Annotated in this window: 34 protein-coding genes; 18 read left to right on the top strand and 16 right to left on the bottom strand. The window is 68.6% G+C overall.

Annotation, left to right across the window (positions count from 1 at the left end; translation table 11 throughout):
• Positions 1–26: 26 nt before the first annotated feature.
• The gene (locus tag IEY93_RS00170) at positions 27–668 is read right to left on the bottom strand and encodes a DUF4352 domain-containing protein (protein ID WP_189160845.1); all 642 of its coding nucleotides are present in this window, start codon (positions 666–668) and stop codon (positions 27–29) included.
• Positions 669–826: 158 nt separating this feature from the next.
• On the opposite strand from IEY93_RS00170, the gene IEY93_RS00165 reads away from it, so the two are divergent.
• The 14 genes from IEY93_RS00165 (at position 827) to IEY93_RS00100 (ending at position 9,718) form a co-directional block, all read left to right on the top strand.
• Entirely contained in the window at positions 827–1,072 is a 246-nt protein-coding gene (locus IEY93_RS00165) for a hypothetical protein (RefSeq protein WP_189160844.1), read from the top strand.
• Positions 1,059–1,520 carry a hypothetical protein gene (locus tag IEY93_RS00160; protein ID WP_189160843.1) on the top strand — a complete coding sequence of 154 codons (462 nt, stop codon included), beginning with the start codon at positions 1,059–1,061 and terminating at the stop codon, positions 1,518–1,520. The genes IEY93_RS00165 and IEY93_RS00160 overlap by 14 nt, the downstream gene beginning before the upstream one ends.
• Positions 1,521–1,585: 65 nt before the next feature.
• The gene (locus IEY93_RS00155; RefSeq protein WP_189160842.1) at positions 1,586–2,047 is read left to right on the top strand and encodes a hypothetical protein; all 462 of its coding nucleotides are present in this window, start codon (positions 1,586–1,588) and stop codon (positions 2,045–2,047) included.
• 11 nt (positions 2,048–2,058) lie between these two features.
• The gene (locus IEY93_RS00150; RefSeq protein WP_189160841.1) at positions 2,059–2,286 is read left to right on the top strand and encodes a hypothetical protein; all 228 of its coding nucleotides are present in this window, start codon (positions 2,059–2,061) and stop codon (positions 2,284–2,286) included.
• A 2-nt stretch (positions 2,287–2,288) separates the two neighbouring features.
• Positions 2,289–2,984 (top strand): hypothetical protein, encoded by a 696-nt coding sequence (locus IEY93_RS00145; protein ID WP_189160840.1) that lies wholly within the window; start codon positions 2,289–2,291, stop codon positions 2,982–2,984.
• A 10-nt stretch (positions 2,985–2,994) separates the two neighbouring features.
• The gene (locus tag IEY93_RS00140; protein ID WP_189160839.1) at positions 2,995–4,062 is read left to right on the top strand and encodes a phage distal tail protein; all 1,068 of its coding nucleotides are present in this window, start codon (positions 2,995–2,997) and stop codon (positions 4,060–4,062) included.
• Between the two features lie 36 nt (positions 4,063–4,098).
• On the top strand, positions 4,099–5,925 hold the full coding sequence (locus IEY93_RS00135) for a hypothetical protein (RefSeq protein ID WP_189160838.1): 1,827 nt from the start codon (positions 4,099–4,101) through the stop codon (positions 5,923–5,925).
• Complete coding sequence (locus IEY93_RS00130; protein WP_189160837.1) at positions 5,925–6,332, top strand: hypothetical protein; 408 nt, start codon at positions 5,925–5,927, stop codon at positions 6,330–6,332. The genes IEY93_RS00135 and IEY93_RS00130 overlap by 1 nt, the downstream gene beginning before the upstream one ends.
• A gap of 132 nt (positions 6,333–6,464) precedes the next feature.
• Complete coding sequence (locus IEY93_RS00125) at positions 6,465–6,845, top strand: hypothetical protein (protein ID WP_189160836.1); 381 nt, start codon at positions 6,465–6,467, stop codon at positions 6,843–6,845.
• 16 nt (positions 6,846–6,861) lie between these two features.
• Positions 6,862–7,236 carry a hypothetical protein gene (locus IEY93_RS00120; protein ID WP_189160835.1) on the top strand — a complete coding sequence of 125 codons (375 nt, stop codon included), beginning with the start codon at positions 6,862–6,864 and terminating at the stop codon, positions 7,234–7,236.
• Between the two features lie 3 nt (positions 7,237–7,239).
• Positions 7,240–8,064, top strand: a complete 825-nt coding sequence (locus IEY93_RS00115; RefSeq protein WP_189160834.1) for a CHAP domain-containing protein — start codon at positions 7,240–7,242, stop codon at positions 8,062–8,064.
• Between the two features lie 119 nt (positions 8,065–8,183).
• A complete protein-coding gene (locus IEY93_RS00110) occupies positions 8,184–8,963 on the top strand; it encodes a phage antirepressor N-terminal domain-containing protein (RefSeq protein WP_189160833.1) in 780 nt (259 codons plus the stop codon).
• A 99-nt stretch (positions 8,964–9,062) separates the two neighbouring features.
• The gene (locus IEY93_RS00105; protein ID WP_189160832.1) at positions 9,063–9,338 is read left to right on the top strand and encodes a holin; all 276 of its coding nucleotides are present in this window, start codon (positions 9,063–9,065) and stop codon (positions 9,336–9,338) included.
• Positions 9,339–9,454: 116 nt separating this feature from the next.
• Positions 9,455–9,718, top strand: a complete 264-nt coding sequence (locus IEY93_RS00100) for a hypothetical protein (protein WP_189160831.1) — start codon at positions 9,455–9,457, stop codon at positions 9,716–9,718.
• Between the two features lie 390 nt (positions 9,719–10,108).
• On the opposite strand, the gene IEY93_RS00095 is transcribed toward IEY93_RS00100, so the two are convergent.
• From IEY93_RS00095 to IEY93_RS00035, 13 genes are all read right to left on the bottom strand, one after another.
• Positions 10,109–10,450 (bottom strand): hypothetical protein, encoded by a 342-nt coding sequence (locus IEY93_RS00095; RefSeq protein ID WP_189160830.1) that lies wholly within the window; start codon positions 10,448–10,450, stop codon positions 10,109–10,111.
• A gap of 3 nt (positions 10,451–10,453) precedes the next feature.
• Positions 10,454–10,678: a hypothetical protein gene (locus IEY93_RS00090; protein ID WP_229690740.1), complete on the bottom strand. Its 225-nt coding sequence runs from the start codon at positions 10,676–10,678 to the stop codon at positions 10,454–10,456.
• A 113-nt stretch (positions 10,679–10,791) separates the two neighbouring features.
• Positions 10,792–11,232 carry a RapZ C-terminal domain-containing protein gene (locus IEY93_RS00085; RefSeq protein ID WP_189160829.1) on the bottom strand — a complete coding sequence of 147 codons (441 nt, stop codon included), beginning with the start codon at positions 11,230–11,232 and terminating at the stop codon, positions 10,792–10,794.
• Between the two features lie 31 nt (positions 11,233–11,263).
• Positions 11,264–11,530, bottom strand: a complete 267-nt coding sequence (locus IEY93_RS00080) for a WhiB family transcriptional regulator (protein WP_189160828.1) — start codon at positions 11,528–11,530, stop codon at positions 11,264–11,266.
• The gene (locus tag IEY93_RS00075; protein ID WP_189160827.1) at positions 11,524–12,066 is read right to left on the bottom strand and encodes a hypothetical protein; all 543 of its coding nucleotides are present in this window, start codon (positions 12,064–12,066) and stop codon (positions 11,524–11,526) included. The genes IEY93_RS00080 and IEY93_RS00075 overlap by 7 nt, the downstream gene beginning before the upstream one ends.
• Before the next feature lie 146 nt (positions 12,067–12,212).
• Positions 12,213–14,390, bottom strand: a complete 2,178-nt coding sequence (locus IEY93_RS00070) for a hypothetical protein (RefSeq protein WP_189160826.1) — start codon at positions 14,388–14,390, stop codon at positions 12,213–12,215.
• 34 nt (positions 14,391–14,424) lie between these two features.
• Positions 14,425–15,432: a hypothetical protein gene (locus IEY93_RS00065; protein WP_189160825.1), complete on the bottom strand. Its 1,008-nt coding sequence runs from the start codon at positions 15,430–15,432 to the stop codon at positions 14,425–14,427.
• A complete protein-coding gene (locus tag IEY93_RS00060; protein ID WP_189160824.1) occupies positions 15,429–15,656 on the bottom strand; it encodes a hypothetical protein in 228 nt (75 codons plus the stop codon). The genes IEY93_RS00065 and IEY93_RS00060 overlap by 4 nt, the downstream gene beginning before the upstream one ends.
• The gene (locus tag IEY93_RS00055) at positions 15,653–15,844 is read right to left on the bottom strand and encodes a hypothetical protein (protein ID WP_189160823.1); all 192 of its coding nucleotides are present in this window, start codon (positions 15,842–15,844) and stop codon (positions 15,653–15,655) included. The genes IEY93_RS00060 and IEY93_RS00055 overlap by 4 nt, the downstream gene beginning before the upstream one ends.
• Positions 15,845–15,942: 98 nt before the next feature.
• Positions 15,943–17,523, bottom strand: coding sequence for a hypothetical protein (locus tag IEY93_RS00050; RefSeq protein WP_189160822.1), 1,581 nt, complete (start codon positions 17,521–17,523; stop codon positions 15,943–15,945).
• 137 nt (positions 17,524–17,660) lie between these two features.
• Positions 17,661–17,912, bottom strand: coding sequence for a hypothetical protein (locus IEY93_RS00045; protein WP_189160821.1), 252 nt, complete (start codon positions 17,910–17,912; stop codon positions 17,661–17,663).
• Positions 17,913–18,051: 139 nt separating this feature from the next.
• Positions 18,052–18,276 (bottom strand): hypothetical protein, encoded by a 225-nt coding sequence (locus tag IEY93_RS00040; protein WP_189160820.1) that lies wholly within the window; start codon positions 18,274–18,276, stop codon positions 18,052–18,054.
• Complete coding sequence (locus IEY93_RS00035) at positions 18,273–18,572, bottom strand: hypothetical protein (protein ID WP_189160819.1); 300 nt, start codon at positions 18,570–18,572, stop codon at positions 18,273–18,275. Before IEY93_RS00035 ends, IEY93_RS00040 begins: the two co-directional genes overlap by 4 nt.
• 176 nt (positions 18,573–18,748) lie before the next feature.
• On the opposite strand from IEY93_RS00035, the gene IEY93_RS00030 reads away from it, so the two are divergent.
• Complete coding sequence (locus tag IEY93_RS00030; protein WP_189160818.1) at positions 18,749–19,027, top strand: winged helix-turn-helix domain-containing protein; 279 nt, start codon at positions 18,749–18,751, stop codon at positions 19,025–19,027.
• A 304-nt stretch (positions 19,028–19,331) separates the two neighbouring features.
• Here the strand turns inward: IEY93_RS00030 and IEY93_RS00025 are convergent, their stop codons facing one another.
• Positions 19,332–19,718, bottom strand: coding sequence for an ATP-binding protein (locus IEY93_RS00025; protein ID WP_189160817.1), 387 nt, complete (start codon positions 19,716–19,718; stop codon positions 19,332–19,334).
• Between the two features lie 185 nt (positions 19,719–19,903).
• Here IEY93_RS00025 and IEY93_RS00020 point away from each other — a divergent pair, with 185 nt between their 5' ends.
• From IEY93_RS00020 to IEY93_RS00010, 3 genes are all read left to right on the top strand, one after another.
• Positions 19,904–20,155, top strand: a complete 252-nt coding sequence (locus IEY93_RS00020; protein WP_189160816.1) for a winged helix-turn-helix domain-containing protein — start codon at positions 19,904–19,906, stop codon at positions 20,153–20,155.
• 158 nt (positions 20,156–20,313) lie between these two features.
• Positions 20,314–21,177, top strand: a complete 864-nt coding sequence (locus IEY93_RS00015) for a helix-turn-helix domain-containing protein (RefSeq protein WP_308425719.1) — start codon at positions 20,314–20,316, stop codon at positions 21,175–21,177.
• An 11-nt stretch (positions 21,178–21,188) separates the two neighbouring features.
• Positions 21,189–21,392 (top strand): DUF397 domain-containing protein, encoded by a 204-nt coding sequence (locus IEY93_RS00010; protein WP_189160814.1) that lies wholly within the window; start codon positions 21,189–21,191, stop codon positions 21,390–21,392.
• Positions 21,393–22,093: 701 nt separating this feature from the next.
• Here the strand turns inward: IEY93_RS00010 and IEY93_RS00005 are convergent.
• Positions 22,094–22,771 (bottom strand): M15 family metallopeptidase, encoded by a 678-nt coding sequence (locus IEY93_RS00005; RefSeq protein WP_189160813.1) that lies wholly within the window; start codon positions 22,769–22,771, stop codon positions 22,094–22,096.
• Positions 22,772–22,946: the final 175 nt, after the last annotated feature.

Raw genomic sequence — 22,946 nt, 5'->3', positions numbered from 1 at the left:
GGGGCATTCTGCACGAGGCGGTTGGCCTACGACAGGTCGACCTTCACGCCGCCGGAGAACATGCTGTCGTGCAGCTCGATCTCGGCCGGCTTCACGTTCTTCGGCAGGTCGAACAGGACGACGCCTTTCACGGTGTTGCCCGGGTTGATCTCTTCGTACAGGCTCTTGGAGTTCTCCAGGTAGAGGGCGGCCTCGGAGCTGGCGGAGTACTCGCGGCCCTTGGCGTCGAAGAGTTTCTGCGTGTCACCGATGAAGGACTGCGGTTCGTCGCCGATGTTCTTCACGGTCACGTTGATCAGCCAGAAGACGCCCTGGGCGTCTTTGTGGAGGAAGTCGCCGCCAACGCGGGTGGCCTTGGCGAGTTTGGTGACCTTGAAGGCGAACTTGCCGTCCTTGACGACCTGGCCGATGCCGGGGACGTCGGGCTCGGAGTCCTTCTTGTCTTCGTTCTTGGCCTTCGACTGTCCCTTGGACGGGGTGTCGGTGGTCTGGGCTGTCGTCGTGCCACTGGGGGCGCCGCTGGCGAATATCGCCGCGCACCCGGCCATGAGGACCAGCAGAACGACGAGCCCTAAAAAGATCTTCAGGCCCGTGCGCTTCTTCTTTGGCGGGGGAGCATGGTGGCCGTAGTGGCCCTGTGGGACTGGCGGCCCGTACGGCTGGCTCATGTCGAACTCCTGACGCTGATGGAAAGACGTGATCCCCCGATCTTCAGGGCATGTTGCCACGTTCCAACGACGCAGTACTGCGGGTTGTCGATCCGTGATGCATCGGCCGCACATCTGACGGTCATTACTTCCCATTTATTGCGAAAGGCGGCTTTTGCGTGTCTTCATATGACCCCGACAGGGACGGCCCGTACGGGGACTGGCTGAAGGCCAAGGGCGTCCGGCAGATGAACCGGACCCACGCCACCCAGGACCAGGTGACCGAGGGGCGCACCGAGAACGGCGGCCGGTACAAGGCCGTGCGGGACCAGCTCGGCCACGTGGTGACCCAGAGGACCGAGCCCGACGGCCGCGAACGCCAGGACGTCACGATCAACCTGGGAGGTCCCGGTGGCGATCACTGACGGCGTTTTCGTCGCCACCTACCTGGATGCCTTGAACAACGTCATCGCGCTCAACCTGTCGTCGTCGAGCGCATTCAAAATCGCGTTGTTCACCAACTCGCTGGTCCCCGACTTCTCGCAGACGGGAGCGGCGTACGGCTCGTCGCCGCTCAACACTGCCGAAGTTTCTGGAACCGGCTACACCTCGGGTGGGGCGGCGCTGTCCGGCGCGGTATTCGAGGAACTGTCGGGGAGCCCGGGGACGGCGCGGTGGACGTTCACCTCGCCTGTCCAGTGGACGAGCTCCACGATCACGAACGCCCGGGGCGGCTTGTTCTACGTGCCGGGCATCAGCAATCGCGCCGTGCTGCTGCGCACGTTCGGACAGGACTACAGCACTCAGGCGGGCGACCTCACCGTGAACTTCCACGCAGACGGCGTGTGGAAGAACCTCTTGGTCGCCTCGTAATCCGGCACCTCGCCTCGTTTCCCCTGCCCCGTGGCGGGGGTTTTGTCATGTAAGGGGGAGGCCAGGTGGCCACCTACACCGTAGAAACCAACGGCAACATTTCTCTGTCCGCGGCCACGGCCAAGACCATCCTGGCGGCGATCAACGGCAGCCGGGTCATCAAGGCGACGGAGCTGAGCGTCTCCTTCGACGGCGCGAGCCCCACCGCGGTCCCCGTCACGGTCGAGCTGTGCAGCTCCACCCAGGCGACGGCGGGCACGACGACCTCGCACACTCCGGCGCAGGTGTCGGGAGCGACCCGCTCGCTGACCGCTGCGACCGCGGCCCGCAACTACACGGTCGAGCCGACCGTGCTGACGGTCCTCAAGAGGTGGCTGGTCCACCCGCAGGGCGGCCTGCTGGCCATCCAGTTCCCGCTCGGGCGCGAGCCACAGAAGACGGTCAGCGGTCACGCCCTGTCGGTCCGCGTCACCGCGCCGGCCACGGTCAACGTGCAGGGCTACCTCGAATTCACCGAAGACGAGTAAAGGGGCTGACGATGGTGTACCTGTTTTGGCGATGGCCGGGCGAATGGCGGGACGCCGACGGCACCGTCCACACCGAACGCAAAGCCCCGTACGAGTCGCTTGACGCGGCGCTGGGGCAGGCCGAGTACGACTTCGGTCGGTGCCAGGACTCCGACGACTACGCCTCCTCGCCGGTGCGGATCGAGTCGCAGGACGGTTCGCAGACGTTGTGGACGGCTCCGATCCCTGACGGGCGGTAGGCGTGGCGCTTGCGATCGGGACGTCACCCTCGCTCGTCAGCGGATCCGGAGAGACCCAGACGACGGCGTCGTTCTCCCCGCCGGCGGATTCGCTGCTGGTGGCGGTGGCGATGCTGTACGACTACGAAGGCGGCGGCCGGAGCCCCACCAACACCGGGACGCCGCTGACGTGGACGCTGCAGGAATCTGACGACACCACCCCGGCGACGTCGGGTGTGCGGATCTACACCGCGATCAACGCGGCAGCGCAATCCGGGATCACCGTGTCCGCGCAGTTCAGCAACGGCAGGGGCGCGCTCAAGGTTTACGTGATCACCGGGCATGATCGCGTCACTCCGGTCGGCAACACCGGGTTCGGAACCACATCGACCGGTAACGCGACGGTGACCGGCTACTCCTCCACGCGTGACGGGTCCCGCGGCATCTGCGGAGCGATCGACTTCGATCTCGGCTCGCTGAGCTCCAGCGACGTCGCGGAGGCGTTCACCAGCGGCGGTATCGCCATTCCGGGCCTCGCCATCAGCAAAGCCTCCAACACCACCGGTGTCAGCACCAATGTCACGTTCAATATGAACAACGGCAGCGGGTCCGCTGACTGGGCGTGGGCGGCGGTCGAGATCATTCCCGAGATCGTCAACCCGCGGCCGGTGCACATCGTTCAGGTCGGCCAGGCCGTCATGCGCTCCACGCTGATCTAAAGGGGGGCTCGTGGCTCGGATCGGCCGAGGTTTCCCATCCACTCCCATCGCCCGGTCCCGGTCCCGGCCGGTCCACGCACCGATCGGCCTTGGTGTTTTCGCCACGACGTCGGCCTTCCCGGCGATCACGGTCACCTCCCCGTCAGTCACGGTCGGCCTGAGCGTCTTCGCCACGACGTCGGCCTTCCCGGCGCTGACCGTGGACTACGACACCCAGTTAGGCCTGGGCGTCTTCGCCACCACGTCCACCTTCCCCCCGATCGCCGCGTCGGCCCCCGACCTGCCCGGCCGGCTGCTCACGGGTGATTTCCAGATCGAGTGGGCCAAGCAGGTTCTTTTCGGTGTGGCGCCCTACTTCGTCATCAGTGTTGAGGGCTGGGACGAGTTGCCCGAGCTGGACTCGGGCAACGCGCCCAGGTCGGCGCGGCACGGGTCGTGGACCGGCCGTGACTTTGCCCAGGAGCGGCAGGTCAGCGCCGTCATCGCGATCTCCGACGACCCTGCCAATGGGTTCGCGGTGTCCCGCCGCGACTTCCGCCGCCTCATCGGCGCCTCCGAGGACGGCTCCGAGCAGGAACTGGTGATCCGCGCCAACGGGGAGACGCTGAAGGCCAAGGCGAAGGTGTCCGGCCGCGTCCTGCCGGCCGAGCACTACGGCCAAGGGTTCACCGCGGCGTCGGTGCGGTGGACCTGCTCAGACCCTCGCCGCTACGACCTGCAACAGCAGTCGGTGACCGTCGCCCCGGGCGGGGTGAACTACTGCGTCAACGACGGGGACATCTCCACCAACCCGCTGATCAGGATCAACGGGCCCGTCACCAACCCGGCGATCACCAATGTGACGAACAGCCGGACCTTGCGGTTCATCATCACCCTCACCTCCGGGCAGCAGCTCCTCGTCGACACCGACAAGGGCACGGTCACGCTGGCCGGGGCCGACCGCATGGACGCCTTGTCCGACCTGTCGGTCCCCGTCGAGGAGTGGGTGCTGCCCGCCGGCACGAGCCTCGTCTCCTACAGCCCGTCCAGCGGCGGCGACAACCTCGTCGAGCTGCTGTTCTCCTCCGCCTACCTGTGACCTTCGGGGACGCCGCGACCATCCAGGGGGTGAGTCGTGCCGTTCCGTGCCGCTGCGACGACCACCTCGGCCTCCCCGTCATTCCAGGCGACGGCGCCCACGCTCGCCGTAGGCGATCTGCTTTTTCTCATCCAGGTGTCCGACCGGCCGTCCGGGATGCAGACCCCTTCAGGCGGGTGGATCCCGCTGGCGCAGGTCAGCACCGAGGGCAGCCGCACCAGCGTCTGGTGGCGCACCGCTGAGGTCTCCGAGCCGTCCTCCTACACCTGCACCCAGGGCGCCGCCGGTGACAGTGTCGTCATCGTCGCGGCGATTTCGGGTGCCTCGTCGGCGACACCTCGCGTCACCTCGGCCCGGTCCTCGGGTAGCCAGATCCTCTCCCCGGCCGGGAGCCTGCCATCGGGCACGGCCACCGAGCTGCGCGTCGCCACCGGCGCCAGCGCCTTCAGCAACACAGCGACCTGGGCTGCCCCCTCGGGGTTCGCCGAGCGCGCCCAGGCTCGGTCCCAGGTGTACACCTCCGCCGTCCTGGCCACGCGCACCATCACCTCGCCCGGCTCGACCGGTGAAGCCCTGTTCGAGGCCAGCGCCAGTCTTGCCGATCTGCACGCCATCACGATCCTGGTCCCGCAGCAGGACGCGACAGGCGGAGGCTCCGACACCCCACCACCGACGGTCCCGGCGCTCCCAGCGGACGCCCGGCAGGTCCACTACACCTACGTCTTCTGCGACCTGCGCACCGATGAGCTGATCTGCAAGGACCTCGACCTGAAGGACGTGTCCTACGAGCGGCGCATCGGCGAAGCCGGCACGTTCTCCGCAGGGATCCTCATCCCCGAGGACGACGAAGGCGTCACCGCTGCGAAGGTCGCCCGTATCCTGCCGCGGCACCCCGAGGACATCTCCACCGGTCCCGGGCGGACCGTGGTGCACGTCTACCGCAACGGCGTCGTGTGGGGGTCCTACATCATCTGGTCCGCGTCGGTGAGCCGCCAGGGCCGGGGGCCGATCTCCGTCAGCCTCTCCGGGGCGAGCCTGGAGTCCTACCTCACACACGTCAAGATCCGTAAGGACTTGACGTTCACGGCCACCGACCAGGTGGAGATAGCGCGCAGCCTGCTCCACGAAATGCAGACCGAGGCACGCTACGACATCCACCTGCAGATGCAGGCCGGCACGACGGACGTCCTCCGCGACCGGACCTATCTGGCGTCCGAGTCCAGCACCTACGGCGACCGGCTCGCCGAGCTCGGCAAGGTCGACGACGGGTTCGAATGGTGCATCCAAGTCGTCGACAACGGCGACGGCACCCGCACCCGCGTGTGGACATGGGGCTACCCGACCCTCGGCAGCGACGCCACCAACTACAAGTTCCAGGAGCCCGGCAACGTCCTGTCCTGGCAGGAGGACGTGGACGCCACCCGCGGCGGGACCGCGTTCCAGACCCGCGGCGAGAGCATCCAGGACGACGCGAGCAGCACTTCTGAGCCGCTGGTGTCGGACGTGGTGCTCGCCGAGGACCACATCGACGCCGGCTGGCCCGGCCTGGACGTCACCGCGGACTACTCCAGCGTCACCGAGGTCACCACTCTCAACGCCTACGCCACCTGGTGGGCGACCAACCGGGCCGGGACGGTGCGGGTCCACCAGGCCACCGTGCGACTCGAACCGAACTCCAGCTTCGGCCCCGGCAACCTGGGCGACCGGGTCACGGTGATGCTCGCCAACACCTGGTGGCCCATCGTGGCTGGCGTCGCGAGCTTCGCCAAGCGCTGGAGGGTCGTCGGCCTGGCGTTCAAGCCGCCCACGAAGGGCGCCGGCCAGGAGGAGTGCACGTTGACCTTCCAGGAGGCAGAAGACTGATGCCCGAGTACAGGGACGACATCCTCGACGTCATCGCCGGACTTCAGGCAGGCCAGGCCGGCCAGTTCAGCAGCGGACAGAGACGCCCTCCTCAGACGAAAGCCTCCGCCGGGTGGGTGATGCCCAACCGGATCGAGCCCGAGGCGCCAGACGACGGCGCCCACATCTATGTGGTGAACGGCGAGATGCGGTGGAAATCAGAGACAGGGCAGGACTACAGCCTCATCCCGCCCGAGATCCCGAAAGCCGCTCGCACAGAGATCGCGGCCAACATGACCGCAGGCGCCACCGCACCGGCGTCTTATGACCAGGACTATGTTGCCCGGTTACGCGACGACGTGCGCGAGGTCCGTGCACAGCTCAACGCGCTGATCAACAGTTTGCGCGACGCCAACATGAGCTTCTGAACCGTGCCGCCCGCGGTCTCACCACAGGGCGGGCGGCACCCATCCGACCAGCCGGAGAACCCAGCAGACGGGACAGCCATGCGTAGGTTCGTGCCCCTTGCGGAACATCCCTTCGAGCTTCTATTCGGGGTCGTGGAGTTCGGGGCGGGGGTCGCCCTGATCCTCGGGGTGGTGCCACCGGCCAGCCTGAACTCGACCCTGCCCGGGGTGGTGGTGTGGGTGTGGGGCGTCATGCAGTTGCTGGGCGGAGCACTCATCATCGCCGGGATCCTGCTGAGGTACCTGCGGCCGGCTTTTCTGCTACTGGGGTTACGGCTGGAACGGGCCGGGCTATGGCCCCTGGCGGCAGCCTGTTCGGTGTACGGCCTTGTTGTGCTGGGTTACGCGGGTGTGCGTGCCCTGTATCCCGCAGTGATGCTGCTGGCGTTCGCCGTGGCCTGCGGGGCCCGCGCCCGGTCGGTCGCCGGGATCGAACGAACCATTCATAGATACGGGGGATCTGTTGGCGACTGATTGGCTCACTCCGGCAGTGGTCGCACTGCTCGCCGGGGGTGCCGGTTCGGCGTTGACGACCGTGGTCAAAGCACGCGTCGACCTGCGGAAAGCCCGCATGGATGAAGAGCGGCAGCCGGTCGAGCTGGAAAGCGTGTTCATCGGCGGCGCGGAGAAAGCCGTCCAGGCGCTTCAGGTGGCGTTGGACCGGGCGGAGAGCACCATCACGCGATTGGAGAACAGCCTGACCGAGCGCGACGAGAAACTCGCCGACCGGGACAGGCGCATCGCCGAGTTGGAGAACGAACTCACCAAGACCCTCGCGCGTCTAGCTCAACTCCAGGACCGATGTGAGCAGCTCACCACACGCCTTGCCGAGTTACGAGACGAACGACCCGCAGGAGGTGTGTGACCCGTGACAACCCTCGAAAGGGTGCGCCGAGAGGTGCAGCGGCACATCGGGTACCGGGAGCACGGCACCAACGACACGCCGTTCAACCGGGAGTTCGGGAAGCTTCCCGGCTACCCGGCCGACGGGTACGGGTACCCGTGGTGTCACACCTTCGTGTCGGTGTGCCTGGGCCGCGCGGGGCTGTCCCCGGACGTGGAGTTCCCCTGGACCGCCGGCTGCGGGACCGGCGTGACGTGGTTTAGGGCCCGTGGCCGGTTCGGCACAGTGCCCCGCGAGGGGGCGCTGGTGTACTACGGCCCGGGTGGCGGCACCCACGTGGAGTGGGTGGAGAAGGTCACCCCGGGCGAGATCACCACGATCGGCGGCAACACCAGCGGGAGCCTGGACGGCCGGTACTTCAACGGCGACGGCGTGTACCGCAAGACCGTCGCCCGATCCAGCCCTCGGATCTACGGCTACGGCTACCCCGACTACGAAGGAGACGACATGCCCAGCGCCAAAGAGGTCGCGGACGCCGTGGTGGAGCGGCTCACGTACACCCTGACCAAGGACCTGTGGGCCGTACGGGAAGGCCTTTTCCCCGAGGGGCAGAAGATCGACCCCAAGACGTTCATGCGACAGGTCTGGGCCTACGGCAAGGACGGCTACAACAAGGACCGGGAGATCCTGGCCCGGCTGGACGCACAGAACGAGGCGCTGAAGGCGATGGCCGAGGCGCTCGCCGCGAAGGACGCCGCCGTGGACCCCGACGCGCTTGTGGCGCGCATCCGGGAGGCCATCGAGCACGTGACGATCCGCCTGGATGCCGGCCCGGAGAAGACCGACTGACCTGAAGTCCAGCACCACACGCAGCCCTGACCAGACGGTCGGGGCTTTTTGTATGCCCGGGCGCCTGCGAGCACAGGCTCCCGGGCTGGCGAACCCTCAAGTAGAGATTGAGAGTCACCATGCCTCAAGGTAGCAACGAAGTCGTCCACATCCCATTCCATGGCGACGAGATCCTCGCCATCGACGTGGACGGCAAGCCCTATGTCGTCGTGAAGCCGGCAGTCGAGGCGATCGGCCTGGACTACTGGGCACAGATCCGCAAGCTGCGGGAACGGAGCTGGGCAACTACCGCTTCCAAGGCGGTAGTTGCAGCAGATGGCAAGGTCAGAGACATGGTCACGTGCGATGTGCGGACCTTCCTGATGCTGCTGGCCACCATCGACGAGAACCGGGTCGCGGCGGACGTCAAGGACAAGCTTGTCGCCTACCAGGCCGAAGTCGCCGACGCCATCGAGGCGTACTGGACGCAGGGTGGGGCGCTCAACCCGCGGGCCACGCGGCAACAGCTCGACGAGATTGCGGAAAGCGCCGAACGGCGGATCCGGATGCTCGGCGCAGCCAAAGGCTTGGTCGACGACCGGTGGTTAGAGGCCATGGCCCGCGAGCAGCTCGCCATCGGCCTGGGGCGCGAGCCGGAGCAGGACCCCGCCACGAGGTTCCTGACGGTCGCCGAGTACTTGGAAGAGCAGGGCGTCTCCGGCTCCGAGGTTCGCAAGCTGTCGCCGACGTTCGGCAAGAGGCTGAAGCTCGCCTACGTCGCCCGCCGCGGCGAGCCGCCCGGCAAGTCCCTGCGGTTCGTCGATGGGGCGCAGCGCGAGGTCTTCGTCTACACCGAAGCTGACCGGGACCTCTTCGACGCCGTGTGGGCCGAGTTCAACGACGACCTCGTCACGACCTGAATTGCCCTCAAGGCAACTCGGACCATCTGACCTGCGGCGACGCGGGTCTCTTCACTTGCCCGCCCCTCAGCGGGCCTTGAACCCCCTGAGGAGGGGCGAATGTCTGTATCCAAGTGGGCGACCGGAGCTTTCTGGTCCGACGCCGTCGAGCGTGCTGTCCGTACCGCCGCCCAGGCTGCGCTCGGCATCGTCGGCGCGGGAACCATGGGGCTGCTGGAGGTGGACTGGCCCACGGTCGGCTCCGTCGCAGGGCTCGCGGCCGTGGTGTCGCTGCTGATGTCGTTCGCCGCCGGAAGCACGGGTGACGCGGCCACGGCCGGATTCACGACGACCTCGACGCCGGCCCCGCGCACCGAGACCTACCGCCAGTCGTGACCGGCAGGTGACCGGTGCGCTGGTGGAGCTCCCTCCGGAGCCTCGCACGAATCCCTGAACAACTCGCCCGCATCGAGCAGGCGCAGTCACACCTCTACAGGAAGGCAGAACAGATCATGGGTAAGCAGGAAGACCTCGACGCGATCGTGGCTCGTATCGACGCGGCCGTCGCCGGCATCCGTCAGGACATCGCCGACATCAAGGCCGCCAACCCCGAGGTGGACTTCTCGGCGCTGGAGCAGCGGGTCGCCGGCCTGGAGGCCCTCGACGCCGAGAACCCGGCCCCGGTTCCGCCTCAATGGCAAAGCGTCAGGTGCTATGGCGCCTTGTTGACGGTGTCGAGCAGTGTTTGCGCGGAGGCGATTTCCCCGGGGGTGTAGCAGTCCGTGTTATTGATCATTAGGTGTGCGCCCGTGCGGAATTCGGCTGAGGCCTTTAGCTGTCCGTCGTCGATGGTGAGCAGCCGGTCGCCCTTTTCGATGTGCTTCCTCGCCTCGGCTTTGATGCTCGTGCACCTGTCGCTCACAGAGGCCTCGCCGTTCGACTGCGTCCCTCCGACGAGGTACCCGGCATAGAAGAAGGCGCCGACTGCGAGCAGGCCACCGGTGACTTTGAGAACGGTCTTCTCGCCCGGGAGTAACCGTGAGGGGCGGGCGGGGTGGGAGGTTTGAGGGGTCACGGGAGTGAGACGCGGGTCGGCCGCCGCTGGTGTACCCCGGGAACGCGAACGCCCCGCCACCCGATGGGAGCGGGGCGTCAAGGAAGATGTCTTAGGCGTCTACTAACGCCTGATCGGCCGGGCGTACGGCCATGCACTGCTCGTGAACTGCTCTAGCGAGCTCATCCCAGCCGGGCGTGCCATCCCCAATGGCGTGTATCGCGCTGCGAACTACGGCCACGAGTTTCTGTGCCGCCTCGGGTAGATCGGCTACGTCGAGGAACATGCTGATCATCGCCTCGCCGCTGGCGAGACTAGCGGTGATGTCCGGGTCCTCAACCGCTTTGTCGGCGTCCTCGATGGCCAGGAGCTGCTCCATGAGGTCGTCGAGGTGCGGTTCGAGGAGTGCGAGGTCGCCCTCGAAGGCGATGCCCATCTCGGCTCGGAACTTCACGGGTCAGCTCACCTCCTTCCAGCAGGTCTCTCGCTTCAACTTCTTACGGAGCTCTTTGAGGTAGTTGGGGTTGGACGGGCTGATCTTCACGGTGCTCCAGTGCTTGTCGTCGCACGGACACTTGATCTTCCAGTACCCCCGGCCTGTCGGCGGAACAACCTCCCACTCCTGGTCCTCTGCTTCGTCGAGAAGCTTGCGGATCTCCTTGTCGGGATGCTTCGGCGGCATGTCCTGATTTCGCCTCAGTGCTCTGTGAGTGTATGTTCCCGGCCCATCCCCGCCTAGACCGCCCCCGCCTCACCTTGGCATACCGCGCAGGGCTTCGGCAGCTCTTTGCGAGGTCAGGTCACTGTGTCGTCGCATTCGCCTGTGGCGAAATTGGGGTCCCCTTCTTGATGTTCGATCACCGGCTTGTCGACGTCGCGGTGCCGGACCGCGGCCCGGAGGTCTCTTGCGCGGAGCTCCGCGGCGACTCCTTCGGCGATGGCCGGTGCGCGGTGCCGGCCTCCGCCGCAGCCGACCGCGAGGACGATGTGTGGTTTGCCGGATTTCAGCAGGGCGACGGCCATTCCGGCTGCCGCGGTGATGGCGTCGCGGACGCCGTCTGTGGCGAGGACGTGGTCGCGTACCCGCGGGTCGAGTCCGGTCAGCTCGCGCATGGCGGGGTCGTCGTGGGGGTTGCGGAACAGGCGTCGCGCGTCGAGGGTGGCGTCGGCCTGCGGTGGGGCGTCGTGGCCGTAGCCGAACGAGACGATGTCGATGCTCTGGCGGGTGGCGGACATAGTGCGCGGTACCTCCGTTTGGCGATCTTGGTCAGGCTGCGTCACGCCGGAGCCGGCGGCGCTCCTTCAGGCCGAGCCCACCCCACACGCCGTGCTCCTCGCAGGCGTCGAGCGCGTAGGCCAGACACTCGGCTCGCACCGGGCAGTGTCGGCACACCTGCTTCGCCCGCTCGGCCTGGGCGGCGTTGCCGTCCTCGGGATACCAAAGGTCGGGGTCGACTTGGCCGCACAGCGCCTGGTCTATCCACGCATTCTCGGCGGCCAGGTCTGCGAGGGTGGCGAGCAGATCGGTCAGCATGAGGGGTCCTCTCCAGTGATCCACCTGCCGTTGCGGGGCATCTGCCCGCCGCGGGCGACCAGGTCGTACACCGCGGCGTAGGTTTCGCCGAGCTGTTCGGGGGTGTCGTTGAGGCGGGCCGAGGCGGCGCGGAGCCGTCCGGCGAGGGGTGCCAGGACGTCCAGGGCGGTCGTGCAGTCGGCGACGACGGCCTGCAGGTACTCCTTGTCATGGGGGTTGCTGGTGGCGTTCAGGTGGGCGCGTGCGCGGGCCCGTTCGGTCGCCGCGGCGTGACGGAGGCGGATGTAGTCGTGCCACCGGTCGGCGATGTCGTCGAGCAGGTCGCAGATGCCTTCGATCAGGTCGCGGTCTTGTGGCCACGGCGTGCCGGTGGCGTTCACGGGGTAGGCGCCGAGGGCGATGGTGGCGGCGATGATGCCGGCGTATGTCCGCGGGTCCAGGCCGGTGGCGCGGCACCGGCCGGTCAGATGCTCGGCCTGGGCGGCGAGGGCGGTGGTGTCGGCGAGGGTCTCGGCGTGTCCGGTCCAGGTAGTCACGTGCGGGCACCTCCTGCGTGTGACGGTGGGTGACGGTGGGGTCGTCGGGTGAATGTCCCAGCAGGAATGTCCCAACTCCCCCATAACGGGGCGGTGGGGGAGGGGCTGGGGACAATTCCCGGAAGGGGCTGCTGGGACAATTACGGTTACTCTTCGTGGTCGTCGATGGAGTCCGCGGCCTCTTCGGTGGCGGCCTCTTCGATCTGCTCGACGGCCAGTTCGTGCTCGAACTCGCCGTCCACGCCCTCGCCCGGCGCCGGGTCCGGGGCTGGCTGGGCGGCCAGGTGCCAGCGGGCTCCCCGCCCCTTCCCTCGGAGCTCCACGACACCTTCGAAGCGCAGCTTGTCCAGGCACCGCCACGCCCCCGACTTCGACACCCCGACCTCGTAGCCGAGCTCGGCCTGCATCGCCCGCTCCGCCTCCCGGGTCGTCGTCCCCTCGGGGGAGGAGGCGAGCCGCAGCAGAAGGCTCCGGATCTCCGGGGTCATCTCCGTCTGGTCGGCGGCCTGCCGGCGGCGGGCCATCGCCGCGGCCTTGGCCTGCCCTGCAGTCAGCTCGTCCACAGCGGGAACGACGACCTCGGCGAGGCGGGCGCGGGCTTCGGCGCGCTGCTGGGCGGCCCGGTCGATGGTGTCCTGCGGCATGTCGGCCTCCGGTGCAGGGGCGGGCGCGGGCTTCGGTGGGGTGCGGCGGGTCCGGCGCGGCGCCGGTGGTTCATCCCCGGTGATCGCGGCAAGCTTGTCGCCGAGGAACTCCACCAACTCCGGCTCCAACGGGCACGGGGTCCGGCTGCGGACGAGACGGTCGATGTCGGGGAGGTCCTTGAGCTTCCACGTGCGGCCCGACGTCCAATGACCGGCCAGGTCGGTGATGAGCGCGACACCGGAGTGGCCTTCGCCGTAGCGCATCATGTCGGGCATCGTGAGGCCGATCTCGCCCAGGACATGCCGGATCTCGCTCTCCCCGGCGGTCTTGAGCAGCGCGAACAGGTCGAACATTTTCTTGATCTTGCCGTTGCCGAGGAACTCGACGGTTCCCCGACCGCCGGCCACGACCACCGGGACGCCTTCGCTGCGACCCCGGGTCATCAGGTCGCCGAACACCTTGCGGGTCGCCATGCCGATGGCGTCGGACTCGCCGAGCAGGGTGTCCACCTCGTCCACGTACACCGGGATGAGCGGCTGGGAACGACGTGGGATCACCGTGACCTCGTCACCGTCCTGGGCGGCCCGCCAGTCGATGATCGCGGCGACCAGCTCAAGGATCCGTAGCGCCTTGACCCGGTCGCCGGGCCCGCAGGCCGACAGCCCGAGGGCGGGGCGCCAGCGGCGCATCTCCTTGCCCTTGCCGACGCTGATCCCGATGGGGAACACGTTGTCGGCAGCGGTGTCCCGCTCGATCAGGTTGGACAGGGTGACGGTTTTGCCGCCGCCGGTGATGGCGACGACGAGGACGCGTTTCGCCCCGTCCTCGTCCCACAGGGACACCTGCAGAGGGTTGCCGGTCTCGGGGTCCAAGCCGATGATCCGCGGCTCGCGCCCGTCGGCGACGGCCGGAAGGGGGATCTCCGGGGTGGCGTCGAGCAGCGGATGCGGCAGCGCTTCGGCCCATGGGTCCTTGTACCGGATGCTGATCGTGATCCGGCCGGCGATGTCGCCCCGCCGGACCTTCACCCGGGAGGGGCGCAGCATCTCCTCTTCGGCGATCAGCTCCTCGACGCCGGAGGCGACGAGCTGGGAGGCGCGTTTGCCGGTGCCGCGGGTGTCGACGACCATCTGCTCGCCGAGGCGGGTCTCCCGCCAATCCAGCAGGTGCGATCCGCCCAGGCCGTAGCGGGGGGCGCGCACGTGCCAGTCCTCCTTGGCGTTCTCCCAGGCGATGGCCTGGACGATGCCGGGGTCACGGCGGTACGCCCAGTAGGTGAGTCCGTAGGTGGCGGCGGCGAGCCAGGTCATCAGACCGTGAGGCCCGGCGGTGGGCCCGAGCGCGGTGGCGGCGGTGACCCATCCGCCGGCGAGGACGGTGACCGCGGCGGCGCGGGCCGGGTCGGTGGCGTCGCCGGGCTGGTTCATTGCCCGGGTGTACATGCCGAGGGCGGCCAGCGCCGTCAACGGCACCCCGAACAGGGCGGGCGCTTCCATGGTGTGGGCAAGGGCCGCGAGGCCGTACACGGCCGGGGCGAGCAGGTGGGGGCCCCGCCGGAGGTGGTCGGCCTGCACCCATCCGGCGGCACGGCCGAGCAGCCCGTGGCGCCGTGCGGGCGGGCGGGCGTACGCGGCGGCGACGTCCTCGCCGGCGTCGAGGGTCATCGGGTCGACGGTCATCAGGGGGCCTTCCGGTGGTGCTCGAACAAGGGGGTCAGGAGCTGGCGGCGCCGGTCATCCACCGGCCGTTGTGAGGAAGCACCACACCCGCAGCCGCCAAGGCGAGGACCTCCCCGTACACGGCCCTGAACTGGGCCAGCGCTTCGGCCATGCGGATCGAGGCGTCCGACATGTGCTCGCTGTAGATGGTGACGCCCTGGACCGAGGACGGGTCGAGGCCGACGTCGTTGACGCAGTTCTCCCGCGCCGAGTCCAGCGCCTGGGCGTAAGCCACCACGCCGGCGGCTTCGCCTTTCATCCATTCCATGAGAGCGGCGTCGTTCTCCGGGTCGAAGTCGGCGACGGCCGCGACCAGGGTCGCCCAGTGCGGGGGAAGAGCGACCTCGACGGGCGGAGCAGCGTCGGTGACGGTGTCGGCGGGGGCGGTCATAGCGGGCTCTCCAGAGGTGTTCGGCGGGTCGTAGACGGGTCGAGGGCGAGGGCGGGGCGTGTCGGGCGGGTCCGGGCCGGGGATCGGGTCGGACACCGGCCTGACCCGATCCGCGGGAGCCTGCTCGGCGGCGGGGGCGGGTTTGGTGAGGCGGAGCAGCACGAGGACCTGGCGGAGCGACACGCGGACCCGGGCCGGTGTCGCGCCGCCGCGGCGGGGCCGGTTGGCCCACGCCTCCCGCCACTTGTCGACGATCGTCTGCTCGGTGCGGCCGGCCTGCCGGTGCTCCCACCGGGCCCGCGACCGTCGGGCGGCCCACTTCCCTGCGCGGCTGCACGCGGTCTTGACCGCCCGCCATCTCCGGCTGCTGCGCCGGGCCGTCGACCCCAGGACCCGCCCGGCGATCTCCGCCGCGGCGGTACCCGCGTCGTCGGCCTCCACCGGCCGGGCGCCCGTCGAGTTGTACATGACGACCAGGCGGGACTTTCGCGGCACCCGCCCGGTCCGGCCGCCACTCCTGGTCGCCTTGGCCGACCGGCGGCCCGACTTGCGGGACACCGCGGCCACCCCGAGGCCGACAGCGACGACCACGGCCGCTTCCAGCCCGGTCACGACTCGCCCACCTCAGGGTCGGCTTCGCCCCACAGCTCCAGCAGCGCCGAACCGGCCACAGTGAAACCGGCCAGTACAGCCACCGCGGCCACGCACACCCACGTAGGCAAGCCGGTGACCCAGCCGAGCAGCAGCGTCACCGCGGTCCAGCCGAGCACACCGCCACCGGACGGGCGGAACTCCCAGCAGCGGACGGCGAACACCCTCCAGTCCCGCCGGCTCACTGGAAGAACGCATTCCACAGAGAGCTGATGCTCATCCCGGCGAAGGTCGTCCTGCCGGCGAGCATGGCGCCAGTCAGGATGCCGAACGACACCAAGCTGATGAGCTCGATCACCTTGGTCTGCCGCGTCCAGACCAGGACGACGATCCCGGCTCCCAGGGCGATCCACAGGCCCTGCATCCAGTTCACGAGGTACCTCCACGTCAAGAGAAGAAGGAAGGTCGGATCGGGGACGCGCGGTGGTCGCAACGGCGAACACGTTCACACCCGCGTCCCCGAACGGGCTTTCAGGAGGCGGCGGGAGCGGACCCGTTCACGGACCGCTGGACGGCGGCCGGACGAGACGTGGACGCGACCAGATCGGCGTCCGTGTCGGCCGGGCGGATCGGACGGCCGTCAGGGGCGAACGTCCACCCCTGCCGGGCGAGGATCTCCTTGCCCTCGGCGATCCGGTCGCCGCACCAGGTCGGCCTGAAGCCTGTCCGGTCGGCGAGGGTCCACTTGGACAGGACCTCGCCTGCCTTGACGCGCTTGACCCACCACTGCGCCACCCGGCGTCTGTCCTGCTCAGTGGGCTTCTTCTGGTCGTCGTCCTGGCCGGGTCCTGGACGCGTCCCCTTGCCGTCCCCACGACCACCAGGCCCCGTACCGTTGCCTGTCCGGCCGTCCGGGTTGCCGTCCGCGGGTGGCAGCGGGAACCGGCCGTCGAGGGGGCGCCGCTCGGGACGCGTCCACACCTCGAACGGGACCAGCCGGCCGATCGGGTACGGGCTTCCCGGGTCGCCCATGATCCGCCGTCGCGGGGCGGGGATGACGGCCGCCGGGGTGGTCGCTGTCCCGGACGCGTCCTGGCCGCGGCCAAGGCCGCGAGCGGCGACCACGTCGGCGGGTTCGCGGAGCATCTCCTGCGACCACTTCGACAGCCCGGCGGCCAGCAGTCGCGACCCTGGGAGGTCGTCCCGGGTCTTCGCCGCGGGGTGGTCGACGCCGGCCCACGGGTCGATGTCGGGCAGCCCAGCGAGATGGGAGCCGCTGCGCAGGGCTGTCACCTTGTCGAGGAGGATCCGCTTGGTGTCCGGGTTGGTCGCCAGGTCGGTGTGCTCCTCGCCCTGCTCCAACGCGGCCCGGAGACGCGACTGGGCCGCGGCGAGCTTACGGCCGTAGACCCCGGCGTCCTGCAGCTCGCGAACCTTGACCGCGGCGCGGGCGATCCGGGTGAGACGCCGGTGGACGTCCACCTCGCTGGCGGTCCGGTCCTCGGCCTCGGCCAGGCCGAACCACACCATGACCCGTTCCAGGGTGAGACGCCAGTGGATCCGGCCCCGGCCGGTGAGCCGGTGCCGTTCGACGGCCATGCCCCGCTCCCACAGCCACGCGGCGACCAGTGGAGCGGCGAGACGGAAGATGGCGCCGGGGATGCTGTCGGCGTCCAGGGCGGACAGCACCGCGGACAGGCTCGTCAGCACCCACACGGCGATGCCGTCGATGCCGGCGGAGAAGTTCTCCCGCATGTTGCGGCGCGCCCGCACCGCGCTGGTGATGACGGCGACCTCGATGAACGCGAACAGCAGCAGCCGTAGCGGCCCGTCGAAGCCGAGGACGTCTCCGGAGAACTTCCACATGCCCTGCGCTGAGACGCCGGTGGCGATCGCCGCGGCGGCGATGGTCAGGGAGTCCTCGGCCGGGCGGCCCTCGGTCACCTTTCGGGTGGCGCTGAGAGCGTGCTTGGCGCCCCAGGCGAGAGCACGGTAGGCCGCGCGGAGGGCGAAGAACGTCAGGACCAGGAGCACCAGGCCGGACGCGCAGATGACCGCCGTGGCCCCCGGGTTGGCGGCCACGAAAGCGGTGATCTGATCGATAGGGGGCAAATGATCAACGGGACTACCGTTGACCTGCATAGGAGCACTAAGGTGCGTCATTGGATCGCAGACCCTTGGTTGAAGTCGGGTGGTCTGTGGTCAAGTCCCGGGGTCGGTGTTGGTAGCACCGGCTCCGGGGCGCAGGACTATTCGGTTGTGGGTTCGCCCGTGGCGGGCGGGTTGTTCGCGAGGTAGCGGAGTCGTTTCGACACGGCCTGCTGGGTCATCCCCGAGGTCGCCGCAGCGATCCGCTCTTGCGTCCACTCGCGCCGGCGGGCTTCGAGTAGCAGCTTGTCCCGTTCGGCGCGGGCTTTCTCGCCGTCCTCGATTCGCCGGGTGGTCTCGGCGAGTCGTTCTGTGAGCATGGAGTCGCTCACCTCCGGCTCGTCGTCTGTCACTAGTCGTGTATACCGCAGTCTAGCTCATATTACAACCTGGTTGTAGAAATCGGCACATGACGGCCGCGTACAAACCCCTCGACCCGAACCGGAGCGCCACGAGTACATGGCGCTCCGGCGACCAGGCCGGACAGGAGCATCATCCGCCGGGGGGTGGCGTGAGGTGGCGGAACTCTTTCTGTAGCCAGCGTTGGAACGCCGCGGCGAGGATCATCATCCGGGCGTCTTCCACGCGCGCCAGAGGCAGGAGCTTCGCAGCGTCCGGCGGGATCTGGAACTCCCGCAGCTTGCCGGCCTCGAACGCCGCGTAAGCCTCATCGACCAGCTGGGCCCACAGGCTCTGCCCCTCAGGAGCGGCGGTCATGGCTTCGCCGGCCGAGGGCCCGACCGGACGACGGTCTTCCCGGTGTCGTCGCGGTAGGCGGACAGAGTCACCGCGCCGTACGCATACCCCGGCTCCGGGGAGGCGAAGGTGTCGAGCCGGGCGGCGCGGATCACGCCCTGACTCTGCGCGGGCATGCCGTCCAGGGCGGCGAGCAACTCGCGCCGGGCGTCGTCGCGGGCCCGAGTCACTCCGCGGGCGCCGTCCCCGGCGGGGGTCTCGGCGTCCCACGCCCACAGCAGGCGTGGCGCGTGGTCGTCGTGGCTAGGCTGGGTCATCGGATCAGGACCTCGCTTCCTGGTCAAGGGCCCGTCCGGTCGTCGCTAGCGCCGGGCGGGCCCGCCCTATGTTCTGGGGCCTGTCGGGCAGAGTATGACGCGGCATACAGCGGTGTATAGCGGCATGCCGCTACCTGCACGTTTGTGCCGCGTAGTGCACTTCTACGGTGGGCCATATGGCAGATACGCAGGCCGTGCCGCCGTTCGACCCCACCGAAGCGGCCTACATGTACGCGCAGGTCGCCGACCACGTAGCCGCCCGCATCCGGGCAGGCGAGCTGGGCCCCGGGGCGCGTCTTCCTGGAGAGCGGGCGATGGCCGAGGAGTACGGCGTAGCGCTCGGAACGATCCGGCGGGCCGTCGAGGAACTGCGAGACCGCGGATATCTGGTGACCTTGCCGGCGAAGGGGACGTTCATCACGCCGCGCGACCAGTGGCCGGCCGACGAGAACTGAGGCACGTCCACGGGGGCGCGATCACGGAGGTGCCCGCGGGTCGAGCGCGGGGCCCTGCATCCCTCGCCGATGCAGGGCCCCGCATCGCCGGACCACCGGGAGGTGGATGGGGACTCCGGCGACTTCTGTGACGCCATGGGCCGCCGCGGGGACGGCGGGCCATGCCGAGACGGTGTGAATCGAGGAGTACGTCCCGAGGGCGAGGCCCCGAGCAGACGTGCAGGCGGCAGGCGCCTGCTCGGGACCTCTCATCCAGCCGTGCGCGGGGCGTGAAGACACGCACGGCCGGGCTTCGGGTGGGTGTCTACCGGTTCAGCCACATGGTCCATACGACCTTCCCGCCGCTCTCGGTGGGGTCGATGCCCCACTTGTCGACGAGCTCGTCCACGATGTGCAGGCCGCGGCCATTGAGGGACTCGTCGCTCACTCGCGGGGGCGGGATGAACAGCGGGGCCTGGTCGGTGACCTCGCCGGCCAGGCAGTTGCCGTTGACGCGCAGGACGACATCGATGGGCGGCTTGCCGTGGATGATGGCGTTGGTGCACAGCTCGTCGATGGCGAGGGTGACGTCATCGGCGAGGTCGCCGAGTCCCCATTCGGCCAGCGAGGTGCGGATCAGGTCGCGGACCGTGCCGAGAGCGCTGGGGTCCCCGTCGGGGTCGTGCCAGTGCTCTTCCTTCAGGTCGTTCACGTGGCCTCCTGGCGGGCCGGGGCGCGGTGGTGCTCTGCGACGGCATCGGCACCACCGCGCCGGCTCGTGGCTCCCGGCCGGGGTGGCTGGGAGAGTTTCGAATACTGCGTGCCATGACCTGCCATGAAAGGGCATGCCCGGTTCCAGCAAGCTGTGCTGTGGCATGACCTAATACGGTCGCCGCCATGATCAACTTTGATCCTGACAGGCGGGTATGGGAGCAGGTGCACGAAACGCTCATTCAGCGGATCGAGGCCGGGGTCTACAAGGAGCGGAACCCGATCCCGAGCATCGTTCACCTCCAGCAGGAGTTCGGGGTGGCCCTGGGGACCATCCGCAAGGTCGTGCGGAAGCTCGCGGACGAGGGCTACGTGAATCCCATTCCTGGGCGCGCCACCTATGTGCTTCCGCGTGACAGGTGGCCGGCCGGGGAGTGAGAGGCGTCCTTGTCCGTGGGCTCCGATCGTCGGTCTGTACTCCACGTAGTGCCTGGGTAGCTCTATGCTGGGGGTAGCGGGCCGCATTTGCAAGACCCAAATAAATTAACTGAAATGTCAGCTAGGTCCGATCCGCCTGGACTTACCATCGAAGCCCGATGGCAGAAAGGCCGGCCATGACCCACAGCCCCACAGTCAGGCGTCGACGCCTGTCGGCTGAACTGCTCAAACTCCGCACCAACGTCGGCTTGACCGCCGACGAGGTCGCCAAGCGACTGGAGTGGACGCCCAGCAAGGTCACCCGCATCGAGCGCAACGAGTGGAAGCTCCCCGCCGTCCGGGACATCCGAGACCTGCTCGACGTCTACGGGGTCACCGACGACGAACACCGCGAAGCACTGTTCACCCTCGCCCGGGAAGCACGCCAGCGCGGATGGTGGGTGGACTACCAAGACGTTCTTGGCCCGCGAAGCGTCGCCGAGTTCGAGGCCGACGCGGCGCATATCCACATGTACGAGGCGCTCGTCATCCCCGGGCTGCTGCAGACCGCCGACTACGCTGCCGCGGTGTTCCGGGGCGGTCAGGTCCTGGACCAGGCGTTCGTGGATCGTGCGATCGCGGCTCGCCTCGCGCGGCAGGAGATTCTGGAGCGGGACAACCCGCCCTACCTGTGGGTGATCCTCGACGAGGCCGCGCTGCGGAAGAAGGTCGGCGGCGCCGCGGTGATGCGCGACCAGCTCCGCCACATCGTCGAGATGTGCTCGCGGCCGAACATCGCCGTCCAGGTCGTCCCGGACGAGGCCGGCGCCCATGCCGCGATGAGTGGATCATTCGTCATTTACGAGTACGCGACACCCGAGGATGGCACTCTTGTCTACGTCGAGACAGGGATAGGTGACCTGTTCCTGGAGCGACCTGAAGAGGTCAGCCGCTATACCGTCAAGTACGACCATGTGCGCGCGCTGGCGCTCTCCGAGGAGGCGACCGTGGCGCATCTGGAAAGTCTGTCGGCCCAACTGTGAGGCGAGGAGCCATGGCGTTTACCCAGCCAGAGCTCACCTGGCGCAAGAGTTCCCACAGCACGTCTGATGGAAGCAACTGCGTCGAGGTGGCAGAGTTGTCCGGCGGTGGCCGGGCGGTGAGGGACAGCAAGAATCCCGGGGGGCCGGTCCTGCGGTTCACCGCCGGCGAGTGGGCGGCGTTCATCGGTGGCGTGGTGGACGGCGAGTTCGACTAGCCGCAGCAACCTGGAGCGGGCCTCGGGCGTGTACCCGGGGCCCGCTCTCGGCGTTTACCCGTGTTCGAGGATAGTTCGAACACTGTGGACGCGCGAGAGCTCGCCATGGCCGATGCGGGATGCGGGCCGCCGCGTGCCGGCCTTCTTTGACCGCGGTTCCCGGCCGTCGCTCCGGGCCCGCAGTCTCGCCGGTCCCGGCTGCCAGCAGGGTGCCTGGGGGAAGGCCCATTCGGAGTCGGTGGCGAGGATTTGCCGTATATCCGATAGTAGCCAACAGTGTGCGATCAGTAACGGCAATGTCCTACAAGAGGTAGGAGGACTCTTTGGCGGACCGTGTGCCATCCGGCCATCCCTATTGCACACATAGAGCGTCCGTATAGGCCCGTGACCTGCGGAAACCTACAGCAACGGATTGGTTGCACACGTAGACGCGGAAACCTGCGTTTATGCAGGTCAGCACACAAAATAAGGGGTGAAGGATTATGAGTCCGCTGCTCTGACCGGCTGAGCTACCGCCCCGCAAGCCTGGAGTCTCTCATAAGTTGGCGGCCATGTGAGCATGGCGAGTTGTTCACTTTGGCCGCCTCCCTCACAAGTTTGCCAGACCGAGGGGCGAGGATGAGCGGCTCAGGTGCTGGGGAGCGGCTCGCCCTCGCCCGGCGGTCAGGGAGCGGCGCAGGTGAGGGCGGTTACCGGCGTTCTCAGTGGGCGGGGCGGCCGGACAGGGCGGTGGCGTCGAGCAGGCCGTAGCGGGCGGCGGGGGCGCCGGTCGTGTAGGCCCAGTAGCGGTCCCCGTACGACCAGTGCCACCATTCGGTGGGGTAGTTGATCAGCCCTGCCGCCGTCAGGACCGACGCCAGGAGGCGCCGGTTGCCGGCCGCCTCCGGCGAGATGAGCGGGGAGGCGGTGTAACAGGCCCCGTCGGGACCGGTGGGAGTGGCGTTGACCTCCGTGCCCATCGGCAACTCGGCCCCGGCCTCGGTGCAGAGGGTCAGGTCCACGGCGGCGCCCGCCACGTGCGGCGCCACCTCGGGAGGGGAGATGTACCGGCCCGCCTCCGCCCGGAGGCGTTCCCCGCTCCAGTCGGGGTGCAGGCTGCGGAGCTCTTCGACGGACTCGGTGAAGTACTGCTCCTGCAGCGCGGGCGGCCGGTATCCCTCGACCACCAGGATCCGGAGCTCGTGCGGCAGGAGCGCCTGGGCCACCAGGAGCCGTTCGGCGACGCTCAGCCGCAGGTGCGCGTAGGCCCCCGCCGGATCGGCCAGCCGCCGGTCGATGAGGACCCCGTCCGACCCGCGCAGGTCGACCAGGGGCTGGCCGCACTCTTCCACCGGCAGCGCGAGGATCCGGGAATCCGACAACAACGTGATCTGTGGCATGGGTGGCGACACCTCGTTCTTGGTGGGGAGGCGAGAGAGGAAAGCCCCTGTCCGTCGAGGTCATCGGCGGTACAGGGGCGTGGTTCGCAGGGAGGTCTCCAGGGGTTATCGGACGATGCCTTGGGTGTCGGTGCCGTCGCCGTTCCAGTCGCCGATGACGGGGAGGTCGGCGGTG

The organism is Sphaerisporangium melleum, from assembly GCF_014646695.1.
Lineage (GTDB): Bacteria > Actinomycetota > Actinomycetes > Streptosporangiales > Streptosporangiaceae > Sphaerisporangium > Sphaerisporangium melleum.
The sequence above is the reverse complement of the archived record's forward strand: the minus strand, read 5'-3'. Positions and strand labels throughout refer to the sequence as shown.

What these genes read in the sequence shown, in the direction of transcription:
- IEY93_RS00020 (WP_189160816.1), top strand. Translation starts at nt 19,904, where the DNA reads ATGATCAACTTTGATCCTGACAGGCGGGTATGGGAGCAGGTGCACGAA.
- IEY93_RS00035 (WP_189160819.1), bottom strand. Translation starts at nt 18,572, where the DNA reads ATGACCCAGCCTAGCCACGACGACCACGCGCCACGCCTGCTGTGGGCG.
- IEY93_RS00105 (WP_189160832.1), top strand. Translation starts at nt 9,063, where the DNA reads ATGTCTGTATCCAAGTGGGCGACCGGAGCTTTCTGGTCCGACGCCGTC.
- IEY93_RS00010 (WP_189160814.1), top strand. Translation starts at nt 21,189, where the DNA reads ATGGCGTTTACCCAGCCAGAGCTCACCTGGCGCAAGAGTTCCCACAGC.
- IEY93_RS00170 (WP_189160845.1), bottom strand. Translation starts at nt 668, where the DNA reads ATGAGCCAGCCGTACGGGCCGCCAGTCCCACAGGGCCACTACGGCCAC.
- IEY93_RS00110 (WP_189160833.1), top strand. Translation starts at nt 8,184, where the DNA reads ATGCCTCAAGGTAGCAACGAAGTCGTCCACATCCCATTCCATGGCGAC.
- IEY93_RS00090 (WP_229690740.1), bottom strand. Translation starts at nt 10,678, where the DNA reads ATGCCGCCGAAGCATCCCGACAAGGAGATCCGCAAGCTTCTCGACGAA.
- IEY93_RS00015 (WP_308425719.1), top strand. Translation starts at nt 20,314, where the DNA reads ATGGCAGAAAGGCCGGCCATGACCCACAGCCCCACAGTCAGGCGTCGA.
- IEY93_RS00040 (WP_189160820.1), bottom strand. Translation starts at nt 18,276, where the DNA reads ATGACCGCCGCTCCTGAGGGGCAGAGCCTGTGGGCCCAGCTGGTCGAT.
- IEY93_RS00150 (WP_189160841.1), top strand. Translation starts at nt 2,059, where the DNA reads ATGGTGTACCTGTTTTGGCGATGGCCGGGCGAATGGCGGGACGCCGAC.
- IEY93_RS00030 (WP_189160818.1), top strand. Translation starts at nt 18,749, where the DNA reads ATGGCAGATACGCAGGCCGTGCCGCCGTTCGACCCCACCGAAGCGGCC.
- IEY93_RS00070 (WP_189160826.1), bottom strand. Translation starts at nt 14,390, where the DNA reads ATGACCGTCGACCCGATGACCCTCGACGCCGGCGAGGACGTCGCCGCC.
- IEY93_RS00080 (WP_189160828.1), bottom strand. Translation starts at nt 11,530, where the DNA reads ATGCTGACCGATCTGCTCGCCACCCTCGCAGACCTGGCCGCCGAGAAT.
- IEY93_RS00130 (WP_189160837.1), top strand. Translation starts at nt 5,925, where the DNA reads ATGCCCGAGTACAGGGACGACATCCTCGACGTCATCGCCGGACTTCAG.
- IEY93_RS00005 (WP_189160813.1), bottom strand. Translation starts at nt 22,771, where the DNA reads ATGCCACAGATCACGTTGTTGTCGGATTCCCGGATCCTCGCGCTGCCG.
- IEY93_RS00085 (WP_189160829.1), bottom strand. Translation starts at nt 11,232, where the DNA reads ATGTCCGCCACCCGCCAGAGCATCGACATCGTCTCGTTCGGCTACGGC.
- IEY93_RS00100 (WP_189160831.1), top strand. Translation starts at nt 9,455, where the DNA reads ATGGGTAAGCAGGAAGACCTCGACGCGATCGTGGCTCGTATCGACGCG.